The sequence below is a fragment of the Pedobacter miscanthi genome (assembly GCF_003315595.1).
GTDB classification, from domain to species: Bacteria; Bacteroidota; Bacteroidia; order Sphingobacteriales; family Sphingobacteriaceae; genus Pedobacter; species Pedobacter miscanthi.
Window position 1 is genome coordinate 245,410 of the sequence record NZ_QNQU01000002.1, and the last position, 16,203, is coordinate 261,612.

General features: G+C 42.3%; 13 protein-coding genes. 9 read left to right on the plus strand and 4 right to left on the minus strand.

Features of this window, described 5'->3' with window-relative positions; translation table 11 throughout:
* The first annotated feature begins 784 nt into the window (after nucleotides 1-784).
* From DRW42_RS02990 to DRW42_RS03010, 4 genes are all read left to right on the plus strand, one after another.
* Nucleotides 785-1,342: a Crp/Fnr family transcriptional regulator gene (locus DRW42_RS02990; protein WP_147243654.1), complete on the plus strand. Its 558-nt coding sequence runs from the start codon at nucleotides 785-787 to the stop codon at nucleotides 1,340-1,342.
* A gap of 591 nt (nucleotides 1,343-1,933) precedes the next feature.
* Nucleotides 1,934-3,238: a DUF3472 domain-containing protein gene (locus DRW42_RS03000; RefSeq protein ID WP_113947362.1), complete on the plus strand. Its 1,305-nt coding sequence runs from the start codon at nucleotides 1,934-1,936 to the stop codon at nucleotides 3,236-3,238.
* A gap of 260 nt (nucleotides 3,239-3,498) precedes the next feature.
* A complete protein-coding gene (locus tag DRW42_RS03005) occupies nucleotides 3,499-4,371 on the plus strand; it encodes a helix-turn-helix domain-containing protein (RefSeq protein ID WP_113947363.1) in 873 nt (290 codons plus the stop codon).
* A 59-nt stretch (nucleotides 4,372-4,430) separates the two neighbouring features.
* Nucleotides 4,431-4,823 (plus strand): nuclear transport factor 2 family protein, encoded by a 393-nt coding sequence (locus tag DRW42_RS03010; protein WP_113947364.1) that lies wholly within the window; start codon nucleotides 4,431-4,433, stop codon nucleotides 4,821-4,823.
* A gap of 133 nt (nucleotides 4,824-4,956) precedes the next feature.
* Here the strand turns inward: DRW42_RS03010 and DRW42_RS03015 are convergent, their stop codons facing one another.
* Entirely contained in the window at nucleotides 4,957-5,673 is a 717-nt protein-coding gene (locus DRW42_RS03015) for a DUF92 domain-containing protein (protein ID WP_113947365.1), read from the minus strand.
* Between the two features lie 213 nt (nucleotides 5,674-5,886).
* Between DRW42_RS03015 and DRW42_RS03020 the strand changes: the two genes are divergently transcribed.
* The gene (locus DRW42_RS03020) at nucleotides 5,887-6,291 is read left to right on the plus strand and encodes a nuclear transport factor 2 family protein (RefSeq protein ID WP_113947366.1); all 405 of its coding nucleotides are present in this window, start codon (nucleotides 5,887-5,889) and stop codon (nucleotides 6,289-6,291) included.
* Between the two features lie 102 nt (nucleotides 6,292-6,393).
* Here the strand turns inward: DRW42_RS03020 and DRW42_RS03025 are convergent, their stop codons facing one another.
* From DRW42_RS03025 to DRW42_RS03035, 3 genes are all read right to left on the minus strand, one after another.
* Nucleotides 6,394-6,828, minus strand: a complete 435-nt coding sequence (locus DRW42_RS03025) for a VOC family protein (RefSeq protein ID WP_113947367.1) — start codon at nucleotides 6,826-6,828, stop codon at nucleotides 6,394-6,396.
* A 79-nt stretch (nucleotides 6,829-6,907) separates the two neighbouring features.
* Entirely contained in the window at nucleotides 6,908-7,756 is an 849-nt protein-coding gene (locus DRW42_RS03030; protein WP_113947368.1) for an NAD(P)-dependent oxidoreductase, read from the minus strand.
* Between the two features lie 112 nt (nucleotides 7,757-7,868).
* Nucleotides 7,869-8,267, minus strand: a complete 399-nt coding sequence (locus tag DRW42_RS03035; protein WP_113947369.1) for a VOC family protein — start codon at nucleotides 8,265-8,267, stop codon at nucleotides 7,869-7,871.
* A gap of 797 nt (nucleotides 8,268-9,064) precedes the next feature.
* Between DRW42_RS03035 and DRW42_RS03040 the strand changes: the two genes are divergently transcribed.
* The 4 genes from DRW42_RS03040 to DRW42_RS03055 all read left to right on the plus strand — a co-directional run bounded on the left by DRW42_RS03040 (nucleotide 9,065) and on the right by DRW42_RS03055 (nucleotide 16,191).
* The gene (locus DRW42_RS03040) at nucleotides 9,065-9,673 is read left to right on the plus strand and encodes an RNA polymerase sigma factor (protein ID WP_113947370.1); all 609 of its coding nucleotides are present in this window, start codon (nucleotides 9,065-9,067) and stop codon (nucleotides 9,671-9,673) included.
* 94 nt (nucleotides 9,674-9,767) lie between these two features.
* Nucleotides 9,768-10,937: a FecR family protein gene (locus DRW42_RS03045; RefSeq protein WP_113947371.1), complete on the plus strand. Its 1,170-nt coding sequence runs from the start codon at nucleotides 9,768-9,770 to the stop codon at nucleotides 10,935-10,937.
* 389 nt (nucleotides 10,938-11,326) lie between these two features.
* On the plus strand, nucleotides 11,327-14,815 hold the full coding sequence (locus DRW42_RS03050) for a SusC/RagA family TonB-linked outer membrane protein (RefSeq protein ID WP_244215173.1): 3,489 nt from the start codon (nucleotides 11,327-11,329) through the stop codon (nucleotides 14,813-14,815).
* An 11-nt stretch (nucleotides 14,816-14,826) separates the two neighbouring features.
* Nucleotides 14,827-16,191, plus strand: a complete 1,365-nt coding sequence (locus tag DRW42_RS03055; RefSeq protein WP_113947372.1) for a RagB/SusD family nutrient uptake outer membrane protein — start codon at nucleotides 14,827-14,829, stop codon at nucleotides 16,189-16,191.
* Nucleotides 16,192-16,203 lie beyond the last annotated feature (12 nt).

Below are 16,203 nucleotides of genomic sequence, written 5' to 3' on the forward strand. Positions count from 1 at the left end.
TAAATGAACGTTACGTTCTTTAACCCAGAACCATATCCCAAAGGGTATTTTTAAGTTTTTTTGATTTGAAAAGGCCTGATCGCTAAATACGGATGATTATGACCAGCCTTGTTCGGGTACAGATCAGTTGTGCCGGAAAAGATACAGCACTGATAAAGATTTATTGAGCATAAGGTAACTTAGTTTTAGTTTCGGTTATTTTGGTTGGTTTTTCAGGTAAATTACTGATGCTTATCCGTCTGGAATAAATCGTTTTACGCTCATAAAGAAAAAAAATTAAAACCGCAAAACACAGTATTGCCTGTTGGGGGAATTTGCAGTTAGGTTTACTATTTGGTTAATTGAAATCAAAGTAAAGCAATACCGCTATTACTATCTGTTCAATTTTTTGTCGATTTGTCTCAAATTTTAGCGCCTGATTATATGATGAACTGGTGGAGAAGCACTTATAAAAGGAATATTACCGATTGAGGGGGCCACTTCCCTGAACCAATTTTTTTCCCCTTCAGCCAGGTTTACAGCTGATAACTTTATTGGTTCCTGAAGATCGAATTTTCCTATCTCGGGGCAAACTGTATTACTTATTAGATGACAAATATCGTATTTCTTGATAAAGATCAAGAATAAAGCAACGCAATTGCCCTGCATGCAGGAGAGATAGGCACTTGCTTTGTATTATTTTTGTCGGTCTATCTCACAAACTATGCCCTCATCATCGTCTAGCCTTAATGGTACAGAATTGCTTATTGAATACTTTGAATCTTTCAACCAAATTCATCCCGACATGAAACAGGTTATGGAACGCGATTGTTCTGTTATCATTTTTAAAAAAAACAAACATATTTCAAGTCCGCTCGATCTTAAGCCCAGTCTGTATTTTATTCTAAAAGGTAGCGTAAGGGGATTTGTACGCGATGAAGGTGAGGAAATAACAACCTGGCTGGCAACAGAACGAAATATTGTTGGTTTAACGCTTTTCGACAAACAGTATAATATACAACGCCAGCAATTTATTCAGGCATTAGAAACCACCCATGCCATTGTGATTCCGCATACGCTCATCATGGAACTTTTTACTTTCCCTCAGATGCACAAACTTGCACGAAACCTGCTATGGTACCATTACCATGAAGCTGATGAGCGTAATTTCCTGATCCGGATCCCCACTGCAGAAAAGCGTATTCAACGACTGATCGAAACCCATCCCCACCTCTACCAGCGGATCCCGTCTAAACATCTTGCAGGCTTTTTAGGCATCAGGGAAGAAACCCTGAGCCGCTTAAAAGCAAAAATCAACAGGACGAGGAGTGCTTCTTACTCTCCTTATCCCGGTAATCACTGATTAAAGAGACGGAACGTTGTAAACTGTTCGCACCTCCGCTATTTCGTTAGGTAGATGAATATGATCATCCCTTACCCTGCACAACGAGGCCTCGTTATGCAAAAACGGATCAACAGTTTACCGGAACAAATCTTTACACAAACGTTTGTGTTTACTCAAAAAAAACATAAAAAAAACCTTCAACTTCCTACTAATCAAATAGTTTAAAAACACCTTCCAAACAACATAACGTTTTATAACAGATTTCTACTACATACAAATACAAGCTGCATCAAATTTGCAAGCTTTAAAAAAAATATCATTTTCCAGCTCCATAACAAGTCATAAACGGACAAACGTTTGCGCTAAGAATCTTAATTTTTTATCAATAGTTAGTGATTAACTTCAGTTTCAGGTTAGTGCGCTATCCCTTTATAATAACCGCACTAACATCTTTAGATCGGATCAGTGGCAATTATGGCAATGTATACCTCCGGGGCAACCCGCAGTTGAAATGGGGCTGGGTTAAGCAGAATATAACGCGTACAAAAAGCGCGGTGTAACAGTTTGCAAATAATTATTAACAACCAAATACTAACCAAAATCAAAAAAATGAAAAAAACAACTTCATTTGCCGCAGGCATACTATTATTGCTAAGCTTGTATTCGTGTAAAAAAACTGAAAACCCCGCAGAAACAGAAAGCGCTAAAATTAAAAGCGCCATTGCAACTACAGAAAGTTTGGGCGGTTCATCGTTAAATGTGGGTTTGGGTGGCAACGCCTATACTGCCGGTACGGGTGGCCTGATTAACGATACCGGCCTCCACAACTGGACTTCGGCAAGTACCATTACCAGCGTGTGGTTTCGTTTAGGCTTAACCGGCAGCTTAACCGTAGCATTAAAAGGTACTGTACCCTCTGGAAGCAGCAATATTAAAGTAACCATAAATGGCACCGTATTTAATAAAACCATTACGGGTACAAGCCCTACCACAACCACAATTGGTACGGTAAATATTACAGCTGCAGGTTATGTACGGGTTGACATACAGGGAGTAAGTAAAACAGGCAGTTATTTTGGTGATATTTCTGATCTGGTAATCAGCGGCCCTACCGTAGCTTCTAATGTACAATATGCCAATACTGTTGCCGATTATTACTGGTCGAGAAGAGGCCCGTCGTGTCATTTAAATTACACAGTACCATCAGGCACCGAATGGTTTTACAGCGAGCTGAATGTACCGAGCGGGCAGGATAAAACTGGTTCGTATTTTATGGCCGATGGATTTAGCGGCGGATATTTTGGTATGCAGGTAAATTCGGCAACCGAAAGAAGGGTTCTGTTTTCGGTGTGGGATCCGTCAACCGGAAGTACTACCTTGGTAAGAAAAGGGAGCGACATCACTTCTAATGGTTTTGGCGGTGAGGGTACCGGCGGACAATCCTATTTATTGTTTAACTGGGTAGCAGGTACCACTTACAAATTCTTGTTACGTGGCAAACCCGATGGTGCCGGCGGTTCGGATTATACAGCCTGGTTTTATGCACCTGAAAATGGCGTCTGGAAAATCATTGCACAATGGAAACGTCCAAATACAACGGCTTATTTAACTGGCATGTATTCATTTATTGAAAACTTTAACCCCGATCAGGGTTACCTGCAAAGAAGCTGCAATTATGGCAACCAATGGTACAAAACCAGTAGCGGTAGCTGGACAGAGGTTACCAATGCGAGTTTCAGTTACGATTCTACAGCATCTGCCGAGCAACGAATGGATTACCAGGGCGGCGTAACCGGCAATAGTTTCTACCTGAAAAACGGTGGTTTCTTTGCTACCTATACCACTTATGGCACAGCATTGAGCAGAACGGCTACCGGCACTGCCCCAAGCGTTAATTTAACCACACTACCGTAAAAAATAGTGAGGTGTTGGTCTTGCTCAATGCCATTGAGTTAAAGTTTTTAACCACAGATGCACACAGCTAAACACGGATTTTTATCTGTGTGCATCTCCCTGAACGGCCTCGTACGTTTTTTATCTGTTATTAAATTATCTGCCCATTGCTAATGACTTAACTTAAACACTTTACGTTTGTGTGGCCCGGGATCATATTCTGCTGTTCAAAAACAGATACCACCCGATACTCCGGTTGATTTTATATTTATATTTACCTTATGAATAAAAAGCCGGCGCATATTCCTGTTTACAGCCTGGGCAATGTGAAGCAATCCGACATCCATTTGCGCCCTTTACAGGATTATGTAACACCACGCCCAGCTTTTGAAACTTCACACAGCGACAGTTATTACATTTTTATTTTTCAGCAAACCGGTGAAAGCAAATTAATCGTAGATTTTGAAACAGTAACACTAAGCGGTTCCAGTGTTTACCTCATTGCTCCGGGCCAGGTGCATTATTTTATCTCGTCGAACCATACCAGCGGCTGGATTCTGGCGGCCGAGCCACAAAGCATCGATCAAACCTACATCGATGTATTGGAAAGGGAATATGGCCAGCAAAAACCAACCGCAATAGATGAACCAAGCGGTAACATGCTGGGGAGCTGCCTCAAATCCTTATCAGATTTACTTTCCGGATACCTTGATGCTTATCTGCAACATTCGATGTTATCCAACATGGTTTCGGTATGTGCCGGACTTTTCACCTCGTTTATGTCTTATACTGGCTACGATCAGCATCCCTCCCGTCAACTTTACCTTTACCAGCAGTTCCGGATCCTGCTCAGAAAACATTTTAAAAATCAGAAAAGTCCGGCAGCCTATGCTGAGCTACTCTGTGTTTCGCCCGGCTACCTCAGCGAGTGTGTGAAAGCGATATCCGGCAGGCCGGTGAGCTACTGGATACAGCAACAAACCGTACTCGAAGCAAAAAGATTACTCGCTTACAGTAAACTGGGCGTAAAGCAAATTGCGTATCAGCTGGGATACCCGGATGACACCTATTTTATCCGCGTGTTTAAAAAGTCTGCAGCAGTTTCGCCTTCGGCATTCCGTAAACATACCGCAAATTGTACAGCTTTTACCTGATCCTGGCCCTGTTTTAAATAATCCTTACGGCCTTACTTTGTATCCTAAATCATAAAAAAATGAACAGCTACAAAGAATTAATCAGAAAAGCCTTTAAGGCCGTGGTAGAAAGCCCAACTTACGATCAAACCCTTATAGAACAGTATTTCAGCCCTGAATACCGCCAGTATGTAGATGGGGAGGAACTTGATTTCGATGGTTTCTGCAATCACATGAAAGCACAAAAACTAGCAGTTAAACACGCGATAATTAATTTTCAAACCATTGTTGAAGAGGGTGAAATTGTATTTACCAACCATTCTGTCGAAGTACTCACCAATGAAGACCGCCATGCCCTTATCCATGTAATTGCTGAATTCCGCGTGAAGCATAACAGGATTATTTACTGTAACGAATTAACCCGTTTAGTAAGCGGCGATGAGCGGGAAAGGGATCTGGGATCGCGGTTATAACGGGGCATCAGAGGTAATTATTGGGCAAAAGATCTGTTTGGTCTTTTGCTCATCAGTCCGGATACACTACCAGGTGTTTTAGACCATGTAAGCCGCATAGCGTAACATGCCGAAAATTAAGATTAAATCTTTTTTAAAGAAAAAGCACAGTAAAGAGCAACATGACAAACATTGCGGTTAATGTATTCAAAAAATTAACCGTATCATTTCCCATCATTCCCTTGCGCTCAAACAAAGCACCCAGTATAGAATCGGTAAGATTACCCATTGTTCCTGCAATAATGATAAAGAAAAAACTGCTATTCAATCCCCAGCCCAGCGCATAAATACCGGCTATTACTCCGCTCCCTAAAATGCCGGCCAGGGTTCCTTCCAGACTGATTACCCCGTCCATTCCGCGGCTGTCGGGTTTAAACGAAATAATATTAAAAAACCGTTTCCCGTAAACCATTCCCAGCTCTGACGACAGGGTATCTGCTGTAGCCGAAGCAAAAGCTGCTGCCATGGCCGGCAACATTAAACCGTGCAGCTCCGGATAACAGATAATGACCACACCAGAAATAGCTGCAGCCCCGGCGTTGGCCAGTACCTGCAAGGCATTGCGGCCTTTTTTTTCTTCTTCCATTACAACAAAAGCCTGCTTTTTATGCCTCTGCCATGAGGTAGCAGAAGAACCCAGGATAAAAAATGTAGTCATCATCATTAAGCCTGTATAACCTGCAGCGATAAAAATTAGGAGTGCAATTATTGCACCTGTAAAAGCGGCCATAATCGTCAGCTTTTTTGCCAGGATGCCATAAGCCATACCCGAAATAATGATGATTGGCAAAAAAATGCCGCTATTGAACATATTACAAATATATCTGAATTATATTTTTTCAGAAATATAGATGAAACATTCAACTTTTAAGCAGCATTACAATCAATTATCGATGGGCATCTAAAAACAGCTTATTATAATTGATATAAATCAACTACATTTCTTGTGATAAATCAATGGTGGGCTTATTGAGAGGTGCCATATTTGTACAGTTAAAATAACGCACCTAATTTAAAATAAGAAATGAAAACCGCTAAAGAATTATTACTGGATTATTTGGAAAACATAGGAAACCCTGATTTCCAGATAGAACTTTTTGCTGATGATGCCGTTTTTGAGCTACCTTATCTTGCCAGTATTGGCATACCAGCTCGCTGGGAAGGTCGCGAAACCATATATCAATTTTTAACCAACCTACCAAAAACATTCCAGGGATTCAAATTCAAAAATATAAAGATCCATATTGATACGCCGGACCAGGCATTTGGCGAATATGAAGCTACTGCTGTTATTGCTTCGAACGGCAAAGAATATGCCCAGCACTATATGGGCCGTGTGGTAGCTGAGCAGGGCAAGATAAAACTGATACGCGAAGCTTTGAACATGTTGCCGGTTATCCGTGATATAAAAGGCATCACTGTTGATTAATCACAGGGTAGACTGATACATGGCTGCCTCTAAAAAAAGAAGTAGCCACTTTTTACAATACGGTTTCTGCATGTGGGTGTACATCAGATAAACGAATTGATCCTATTTGTTGTCATTAGGGTCGAACTCTACAATCCATTCAATGCCATACTTGTCCCTGAACATTCCGGCATAGGTTCCCCATGGACTGTCGCCAATAGGGCCTTCCACCTCTCCACCTGCTGATAAACCATTAAATATTCGTTCCGCTTCTTCACGGCTTTCGGTATTGACATATATTTTAGACCGGTTTTCATTTTCGCTTACCTTTCCCATAAAACCAGGAACATCGTTGGCTATTAACACGTTGTTTTTGCCTAACGGCAAGCCAATATACATGATTTTATCTGCTTCGTCTCCGGCTACCTGAAATTCAGGACCTGACAAATCTTTAAAACGTATAACTTTTGTAAATTCGCCGCCAAAAACCGACTTATAAAAATTAAATGCTTCTTCGGCATTTCCATTGAAATTGATCCAGGGATTAATTGCTTTCATGATTATATCTTTAATTTATTTTATGTTATTGGTTCGGAAATGAAGCATCGAAAAGGCCGTTCTGATTTTCAGTTTTTGATCAGAGGTTATCTTTTGCAATTACACTCCAGTCATCGCTGCCATGCCCTTTTGTTATCCAGTTATCCATCAATGCTGCCACGGCTGGTAAAACCGTTAAGTTTACACCGTTTTGCTGCGCAGCTGCTAACATCAAACCGGCATCTTTACGTGCCATATCCAGTTCCCATGATGGCTGGCTGAAATCACCCGCCCTAATTTTATCGAATCTCACCGGAACACCTGCCCCTGGGTTCCATGAGCCAAACAGCGAAGCAACTTCTGCAGAATCAATTTTCAGTGCTTTGGCTAGTCCAAGTGCATCCGAAAGCCCTGCAGTAAGTGAGATCAGGAATAAATTACCGATCAGTTTTATTCCCGCTGCCTTTCCTTCTTCAGTGCCAAAATTGATGAGTTTACCGGTCATTTTTGCAAGTTCCGGTCCAAGCTTATCTATCAATGCCTGATCGCCCGAAACCAACATGTTACCACTCCCATCCAGTGCATTTGCCGGCCCCATAAATACCGGGGCATGCAGATAATTAAAACCTTTACTTTTCCAGAAGCTAGTCCGCTCGATAGCCCCTTCAACCGAGGTGGTGGTGTGGTCAATAATGGCGGTACCCGGAGCAAAACCGTTGCTGGCGGCTTCAAGTACCTCATTTACTGTAGCATCGTCTTTAAGCGTGAGATGAATTACATTTGCTCCCTTTACGGCATCTACGATATTTTCGAATGCCTTTGCACCATCCCGTTCGAGTAACTGCGCTTTTGATGCGGTTCTGTTCCACACCTGTACTTCTTCGCCCCTGCGGAGCATAGCCTTAACAAAATTTGACCCTAAAAGGCCGGTTCCCAAAAATGCTTTCATAGAATGTTTTATCAATCTGATAAAGATAACGAACACCGGGCATTTCCAATAAGGAAAAAAAACATACTGATCGAGCAGAAGAAAACCCAAGGGTCAAAAAACATGATGTATGTTACATATTATCCATTAATATCATATTGAACTTATGCCCATCGGGGTCGGCAAAGGCGAAACCATAGTAATTGGCCTCATCTCTTCTTACAGACTTTAAAATTTTGCCACCAGCCTGTTCTACTTTAGCCGCAAATTCATTCACCTCATGTTCCGTTTCTGCAGAAAGTGTGAAAATAATTTCACTGCCGTTGCGTGCTCCGGGTTCCAGAAATTCGTCTATCTGAGATCCGGCCTCGAAAAAATGAATCACAAAGTTACCTTCACCGAAGAGGAAACTGGCCAGTTTAAGCTCTTTATTTATCCCAAATGGCGTAAAACCGAGATCTGTATAAAATTTACCGGCAATATCAGCGTCTTTTACACTAAAGTTGGCCCAGATTTTTTGTTTCGAATTCATAGCTAGGTGATTATTTAAAAATGTTTTCTCAAAACTATGATTTCAAACAGATAAGCTTAAGGTATAATAGGGACATTTAACAGGGTCGTTTGTGACAATTAAATCATCTTTATTTTACACCATATAAGATTTAAGGGCATATGAGCTTATATGGTTCTTCTATTACTTATAGGGTCAACAGGATATAGCCCTGAAAAAGGGATTTTTAGCAGCTTAGATGTTCTCAGGTGCCCCAGATGGTAGATTAAATTTGAGTTGCTTATTTTTTAGGACCACCTTAGACATCTTAGCCCACCTGAGTTTTACTCTGCACCAAGTTGCAAATCTGATCAACAGAACGTTATTCTATTTTTTTCAAAACTATGGTTCCAAACAGATCAGTTTTTAAATCATCTTTATTTTATACCATATAAGACATTTAAGTACATATGAGCTTATATGGTTCTTCTATTACTTATATGGTCAACAGAATATATCTCTGCAAAAGGGATTTTTAGCAGCTTAAACGTTCGCTTGTATTTTAGGTGGTGGATTAAATTTGACGTGCAATTTAATAGATCCGATTATTTTAGACAGTTTATCCAATGCTTTCTGATTATTCCGGATAATAAATTAATCATCGGACAACGAATTTTGGTATAATAAGCTCAAAAATTCCACAACATTTGATATCCGGCACAATAATCGACCAATTCAGTAGATTATATCATACTAAAAATTAAAGATTCGAAGAAATCTTGTACATTAGCAACGTTTCATGATGTTTGTAATGGTGTTTCATGAAACCTGGGCGAAAAATGGGTACAACAATCAATAAACTGGCAAATGAAACCGAACTTTTTGCAAATCTGGCCAAAGGCGATGAGCACGCTTTTGAAACCATTTACAGGCATTTTTCTAAGCGACTTTTCCCTTATGTGCTAAAATTGGTAAAGATACCCGAACTTGCCGAAGAACTGATCCAGGATATATTTGTAAACATCTGGATTAACCGGCAAACATTTTCCGAAGTCAGCCATCCCAGTTCCTACCTCTTTAGTATCGCCAACAGGCAATCGTTAAAATACCTGAAAAAGGTAGCTAACGATGCCAGAATTTTAAATAGTATTACGGGTTACCACGAAACATTAACTAACGAAACCGAAGAGCGTATTATCTTCAGGGAAAGTGTAGCAGCAGTTAAAACTGCCGTAGAACAATTACCGGCCCAGCGCCGGCTGATATGGGAACTGAGCAGGAACGAAGGGCTTAGCCATGACCAGATTGCCGAACAATTGCAGATTTCAAAGAATACGGTTAAAAACCAGATGGTGCACGCAACCAAATATATCCGCAATTTTCTGGATGGCAAAGCCGGATTATTGACCGGATTGATCATTATGCTGCTCTATTCGAAAAAAATATAAATTTATTTTTAGTCCGGATAGTCCTACCCGTTGCTTTATGGTACTTATCATTTATACAGCCGGATAACATCCTCCGGCATTTATATTAAATACAATGCCAACAAACCCATCCATCCACGAACTATTCGCAAAATATGTTAAAGGCGAAAGCTCCATTGAGGAAACAGGCAGTCTTTTTGCACACATTGCAGAAAAGGAAAACGATACAGAACTGAGCACCCTGCTGGATGCCGAACTTGAGGATACATCTTTTGCAGATGAATACGATCAGGCATGGGAAATTACACTTGATAAAATCAAATCGCAAATTTCGGAAACACCTGTTGTTTCCATCAGAAAAAACACTACCGCTTTATGGTTGCGCATGGCAGGTGCCGCTGCAATAATTATGGTTGTATTCGGGATATATTTCTTTACCCTGCGCCAAAACACCCCAAATTTTGAGCACCTTACTGCAAACGATATCCCACCGGGAAAAATGGGTGCAACACTTACGCTGGCTGATGGAAAAAAAATCAGCTTGGGCGGAGCAGCTAACGGTGAGCTGGTAAAAGCGCCGGGTTTATCAATTTCGAAAACGGCCGACGGGCAGATTGTTTACCGGATTGAACGCGGGCAGGGCAATTCTAACGATACCAATACACTCACTACAGCAATCGGACAAACCTATATGCTGTTGCTTCCAGATCAGACCAGGGTATGGTTAAATGCGGCATCGAGCTTAACCTATAATACAGCAGGCATAACCAATGGCAAACGCAGGGTTAAACTCACCGGTGAAGGTTACTTCGAAGTGGCCAAAGATAAAGCGCACCCCTTTATTGTAGAGAGCGGTAGCCAAACCGTAGAGGTATTGGGAACACATTTTAATGTAAATGCCTACCCGGATGAAGCGGCGTTCCGCACTACCCTACTCGAAGGTAGTGTAAAAATCGACGATAATGGCCAGTCAAAAATATTAAAACCCGGAAACCAGGCCTCCAATACTGCCGGCAATATCAATTTGGCGCCGGTGGATACAGAATTTGCCATTGCCTGGAAAAGCAACAATTTTGTTTTTGACCGGTTGGATATTAAAGAAATTATGAAAATGATTTCACGCTGGTACAACGTGGAAATTATTTATGAAGAGGAAATTCCTGCCGGTACCTTTTGGGGATCGGTTTCCAGATTCGATAACATTTCTAAAGTATTGATTCCGCTTGAAGCAACAGGCGACGTACATTTTAAAATTGAAGGGCGAAAAATTTACGTACGGCGCTGATCATTATAAAAACAATCACTAACTAAACCATCCCATAATGCAGAGAAAACTACAATAGAACCAAACCATCCACCAACAAGAACCAATATTAAAACCATACCCTGATTGGACTCAGGATATGGTATGTATGGCCTTGATCAAAATTATCAACTGAACCGCAGATGCCCGAAGTTTGGCGACACCGGCATGCTGCAATTAACCAGACAAACAAACTTAAACAATAATGCGCACTGTAGCAATATTGACGGCATTACACTGTGCCTTTAAGTTTTTGTCGTAAACCTGACAAAGTGTTAAATAAACCGAAAACTAACCAGGGTATATGGAAGTATGCCCACAAACTATGGCTGATTATGCGATTAACTACCGTGATATTAATAGCCGCGATCATGCAAGTTAGCGCTGCTGGCTTCGCACAGAAAATTAGCCTTAACCAGGCTAACGTCCCGCTGGAAGATATTATCAAAAACCTCCGAATACAAAGTGGTTACAACTTTGTTGTGCCCGCAGCCCTGCTCGACAAGGCCAGACCGGTGAGTATACGTGTTAAAGAAGTTGAGCTGAACAAGGTACTCGACGAAATTTTCGAAAAGCAACCGATCGAATACGAAATCCACAACAATACCGTAACCTTAAAATCGAAACCGAAGTTTTTTTTAACGGAAATACTCGATAAGGTTTTAGGTATCAACGTTACCGGCAAAGTGGTTGATTCGCTAACGGGCACGCCATTGGTGGGTGCAACTGTTACAGTGAAAGGACAAAAAGCATTCACCAGAACCCTCTCTGACGGAACTTTTTCGCTGGGCAATGTTGAAGAAAGTTCCATACTGGTCATCAGTTATGTGGGGTATAGTCGTCGTGAGGTTAAATCAGCAAAAGATCTGGGCACCATCCGCATGTCTATCGATATCAGCAACCTCCAGGATGTGGCTGTAACGGTAAATACGGGCTATCAGCGGATCAAGCCCGAGCAAAGTACCGGTGCGGTTTCGCAGATCGGCACCAAAGAATATGAATCGCGCGTAAGCAGCGATTTTCTTGACGGATTGGTAAACCGTTTACCGGGATTGATGATCAATAATACGGTGATGTTTAACAGTACCGATCCAAACGGGAATACTTCTTCAAGGCCATTATTCAATATCCGGGGTATTTCTACCATGTCTGCAAACCAGAGCCCGCTGATTGTTGTAGATGGTTATCCAACAGAATTAACCCTCGATATGATCGACCCGAATGAAATTAAGTCGGTTACCATACTCAAAGATGCCGCCTCTGCTACCGTATATGGCGTTAGGGCATCTAACGGTGTAATTATTATCGAACGGAAACAGGCCAATCCGGGAGCCGCCCAATTCAATTTCAGAAGCACTTTGGGTTTAAAACCAGCGGAAGATTACAGCCGATACCGCTGGGATCCGGATGCATCGGGCATTAATGCCAGGTATACACGCGAAAGGCAGATACTGAATATCACACCATCAACATGGTCTACCCTGTACAACCCCGGGGTGGGCAGTATACGCAGAACGCTTCCTTTTTATATCCAATCGCAGCTTGCCGCCGGTATCATTTCGCCTGCGCAGGCCGAAAGCTCTTTTGCCGATCTGGCCAGTTATGATAACCTTAATGATTATAACCGCCTGTTCCAGCGTACTGCAGCTACACAAACACATACGCTTAATGTTTCGGGCGGGGTACCGAATGCGCTGTATTATATTACGGCCAATTATACGGGCAACCGCGATAATGCCGTAATGAATGATAACAACAGGTTTTTACTTACGGGCCGCACCACGCTTAAGCTGGCGAAACGCCTGAGCCTGGAGCTTACTACCGAATATCAGGAACAGCGCTTTAATGATGCTCCGATACCGGGCGCTGCACAGTTTGCCGGTTACGAACATTATGAAGATGTAAACGGGAATCCCAATGCAATCTTTTCGATGAGTTATGTTCCCATTTACAATAACTTTCTGATGTCGCAGGGACTTCTGGATCAAAATTACTATCCATTGGTTGATCTTAACAAGATCAGCGATAAAACGCAAACGGTAAACAGTAAAACCATTGCCAATTTTACCTACAATATTGGCAAGGGTTTTAACCTTTTATTTGGCGGTGTATACGAAACTTCGCGTTCGGAGAACAGACATTTGGCTGCACAGGGATCATCAGAAGTGAATGCCTGGGTAAACAATTACACCGTTACAGCTGGCGGAACCTTTAAAAGGAACATTCCCGATGGCGATTTTCTCCGTCAACAGAATACAAGCTCTACCGGTTATACTGCGCGGGCCCAGCTCAATTACAATAAACGGTTTGGCAACCACTCCATTAATGCCATTGCGGGAGGAGAAATGCGCAGCATACTGAATAAAAGCAGCTTAGCATCTTATTTTGGCTATAACGACCGAAGTCTGCTGCAACAACCGGTTGATTATGCTTCGATATTTAACGGCCTGGCAGCAGTAAGGGGTACACTGGTAACCGGTAATACCCTCGGATCTTTAACCAGCTTTTTTAACCAGACCTATAATGAAGACCGCTTCCTATCGGGTTTTTCGAACATAGTATACTCTTTTAAAGATACTTATTCCCTATCGGCAAGTATCCGTATCGATCAATCGAACCTTTTTGGCAGCGATCCGAGGTACAAATACAAACCGCTATGGTCTGTAGGAGCTGCATGGAATATCCATAAAGAACAATTTATGGGTGATTTAAGCTGGTTAACTCAGTTGAAACTACGCAGTGCCTTCGGATTTAACGGAAACGTAGCCAAACTTTCATTGCCACAGGTTATCGCCCAGGCCCAGATTAATAATCAAAATACACCAAGCCTTAACTCACTTGTGCTGGCATCGAATGCCAATAGCGGATTACGCTGGGAACAGACCGAAAATTTTAACCTAGGATTTGATTTCGGTATCCTCAAAAACATCAGTGGCAGCTTTGATTATTATACCAAAAAAACAACCGATGTGATGGGTAATGCAACCATCGATCCTACTTTGGGTGCTGCTTCTGCCCTGATCAATTATGCCACCATCAGGAACAATGGTTTGGAGTTTAACCTGAAGGCAGACTGGATATCGACTAAAAACTTTAACTGGAATACAGGTATCGTAATCGCCAAAAATGGCAGTAAAGTGCTTGATGTTTACCGAAGCGGCCGTTATGATCCACCTACGCTTGATGCATTGGGTTACGTAAGCGGTTATCCGGTTGGCGCCATGTTTTCGTACAATACTACCGGCCTAAATAATGAAGGACATCCAATCATCGTTGATCAGAATGGGAAATCGTATGTGGTGAACACCAGTTCTACTACCAATCCACTGGTTATGGCCATGTCGAACAAAGATTCGGGGCTGGTACAATATTCAGGAACAACACTTCCGAGCATCAGCGCTGGTTTAAGTAACCGTGTTGATGTGGGCAGTTTTTACTTCTTCGCCATGATTAATTATTACGGTGGATTTAAGGTAAGGGTACCAAGGCCAAGTCCGGCAGATAACAGGCCTTTACAGGGCGCCGAGAACTACTGGCGTACTGCCGGTGATGAACTGAAGACCGATATCCCGAACCTGGTTGACCTTAACAGTGCAAATCCATCATGGGCCTACCGCTACAACAGCAATTATGTGGTTCATGGCGATTACATCACACTGGGCGATTTAACAGCATCATACCGTTTAAATAATATTTCATTTATAAAAAAGGCTGGCTTTAAAAATTTCGAGATCAAGGCCCAGGTTTCTAATCTCTACACCGTAGGTTTTAACCGCTATAATTTTAGCATGGGTACCGGAAGTTATGCCAAATCGTATGTAACCCCTACTTACACCATGGGTTTATTCACCAACTTTTAAATTTTATAAAGATGAAAAAAATAATATATATAGCTGCACAAATGTTCATTTGCTGTATGGTATTGAGTGGTTGCGACAAATATCTCGATGTAGAACCCAAAGGGAAACAGCTGCTGAAAACCACCAATGATTATGATTTATGGCTGAACAGCCAGGTACTTACCACAGAAACAACGTCTGACAATATCATGAACTACATGACAGACAATATTGATCTGCAAAATGTAAATACCCCGCCTACTACCCTTTCGGAATTGATTTACACCTGGGCGCCCCAATTTACCACCGATGTAAATACCCCCACTTATTTATGGGGCGAACACTACAGACGCATTAGTTTGTTCAATACCGTGCTGTTGGGCATCGATGCTGCCCAGGGCGGTACCGCATCGCAGAAAAGCAGTATCAAGGCCGAAGCCTTATTGGGCCGCGCACATTCTTATTTCTACCTCGTAAACGAATATGCAAAGCCATATAATGCAGCAAGCGCAACAACCGACCTGGCCGTACCTTACATCACATCCGACGATGTAAGCCAAAAAACACCGGCCAGAAGTACCGCTGCCGAAATTTATCAGCATATTATCGAAGATATTAATACGGCCATTCCCAACCTTCCGGCCGATAACTCCAATGCCAGGTTCCGTGGTTCAAAAGCAGCGGCATACAGTATCCTTGCACGTGTATACCTTTACAGGAGAGAGTATGCCGAGGCGCAGCGTTATGCCGAGCTAGCGCTGGCCAATACGCGCGCAACCATGATCGATTATACTAATTCGGCTAGTTTTCCTACCACAACCAATGTGGTATCGCACCCTGATGTAATTTACGGAAGAGCCTCTGTAGCTGTTGGATTGCCGCTAACTGCCGAGTTAAAAAACATGTTTGCCACCAACGATGCCCGCAGAACTGTGCTTTATTATAACTGGGCAGGCACCGCCAGGGGTGCAACCCTGTTTTATGCCGCAGCTGTAACCCCTGCATTTCAGTTAACCAACTCAGGCACCACTGTGCAGGAAATGCACCTGATTGCCGCCGAAGGTGCCGCACGCAGCAGCAACCTCAGCGTAGCGCTCGCACACCTTAACGAGGTACGCCGCAACCGCTATACCGGAACAAACCGGGATTATAATTCTACTGATCCGGATGCAGTATTTACTGAAATACTTGCCGAACGCAGACGCGAATTACCATTCCATGGCCTGCGCTGGTTTGATATGCGCCGTTTCGATACCGAAAACAGGATGCCCACAGTTACCCGCACCAATGCACAGAATGTGGTAATAGCAACACTTGAGCCGCACAGCAGTAAATACACGCTGCAGGTGCCCATTCAGGTACTGGCTTTTAATCCGGATATGATACAGAATCCATAATTGATAATATTT

Bases quoted from the DNA above. Each gene is read 5' to 3' on its own strand.
- DRW42_RS03025 (WP_113947367.1), bottom strand. From the start codon at position 6,828: ATGAAAGCAATTAATCCCTGGATCAATTTCAATGGAAATGCCGAAGAA.
- DRW42_RS03050 (WP_244215173.1), top strand. From the start codon at position 11,327: ATGCAAGTTAGCGCTGCTGGCTTCGCACAGAAAATTAGCCTTAACCAG.
- DRW42_RS02990 (WP_147243654.1), top strand. From the start codon at position 785: ATGAAACAGGTTATGGAACGCGATTGTTCTGTTATCATTTTTAAAAAA.
- DRW42_RS03055 (WP_113947372.1), top strand. From the start codon at position 14,827: ATGAAAAAAATAATATATATAGCTGCACAAATGTTCATTTGCTGTATG.
- DRW42_RS03040 (WP_113947370.1), top strand. From the start codon at position 9,065: ATGGGTACAACAATCAATAAACTGGCAAATGAAACCGAACTTTTTGCA.
- DRW42_RS03000 (WP_113947362.1), top strand. From the start codon at position 1,934: ATGAAAAAAACAACTTCATTTGCCGCAGGCATACTATTATTGCTAAGC.
- DRW42_RS03035 (WP_113947369.1), bottom strand. From the start codon at position 8,267: ATGAATTCGAAACAAAAAATCTGGGCCAACTTTAGTGTAAAAGACGCT.
- DRW42_RS03045 (WP_113947371.1), top strand. From the start codon at position 9,768: ATGCCAACAAACCCATCCATCCACGAACTATTCGCAAAATATGTTAAA.
- DRW42_RS03030 (WP_113947368.1), bottom strand. From the start codon at position 7,756: ATGAAAGCATTTTTGGGAACCGGCCTTTTAGGGTCAAATTTTGTTAAG.
- DRW42_RS03020 (WP_113947366.1), top strand. From the start codon at position 5,887: ATGAAAACCGCTAAAGAATTATTACTGGATTATTTGGAAAACATAGGA.
- DRW42_RS03010 (WP_113947364.1), top strand. From the start codon at position 4,431: ATGAACAGCTACAAAGAATTAATCAGAAAAGCCTTTAAGGCCGTGGTA.
- DRW42_RS03005 (WP_113947363.1), top strand. From the start codon at position 3,499: ATGAATAAAAAGCCGGCGCATATTCCTGTTTACAGCCTGGGCAATGTG.
- DRW42_RS03015 (WP_113947365.1), bottom strand. From the start codon at position 5,673: ATGTTCAATAGCGGCATTTTTTTGCCAATCATCATTATTTCGGGTATG.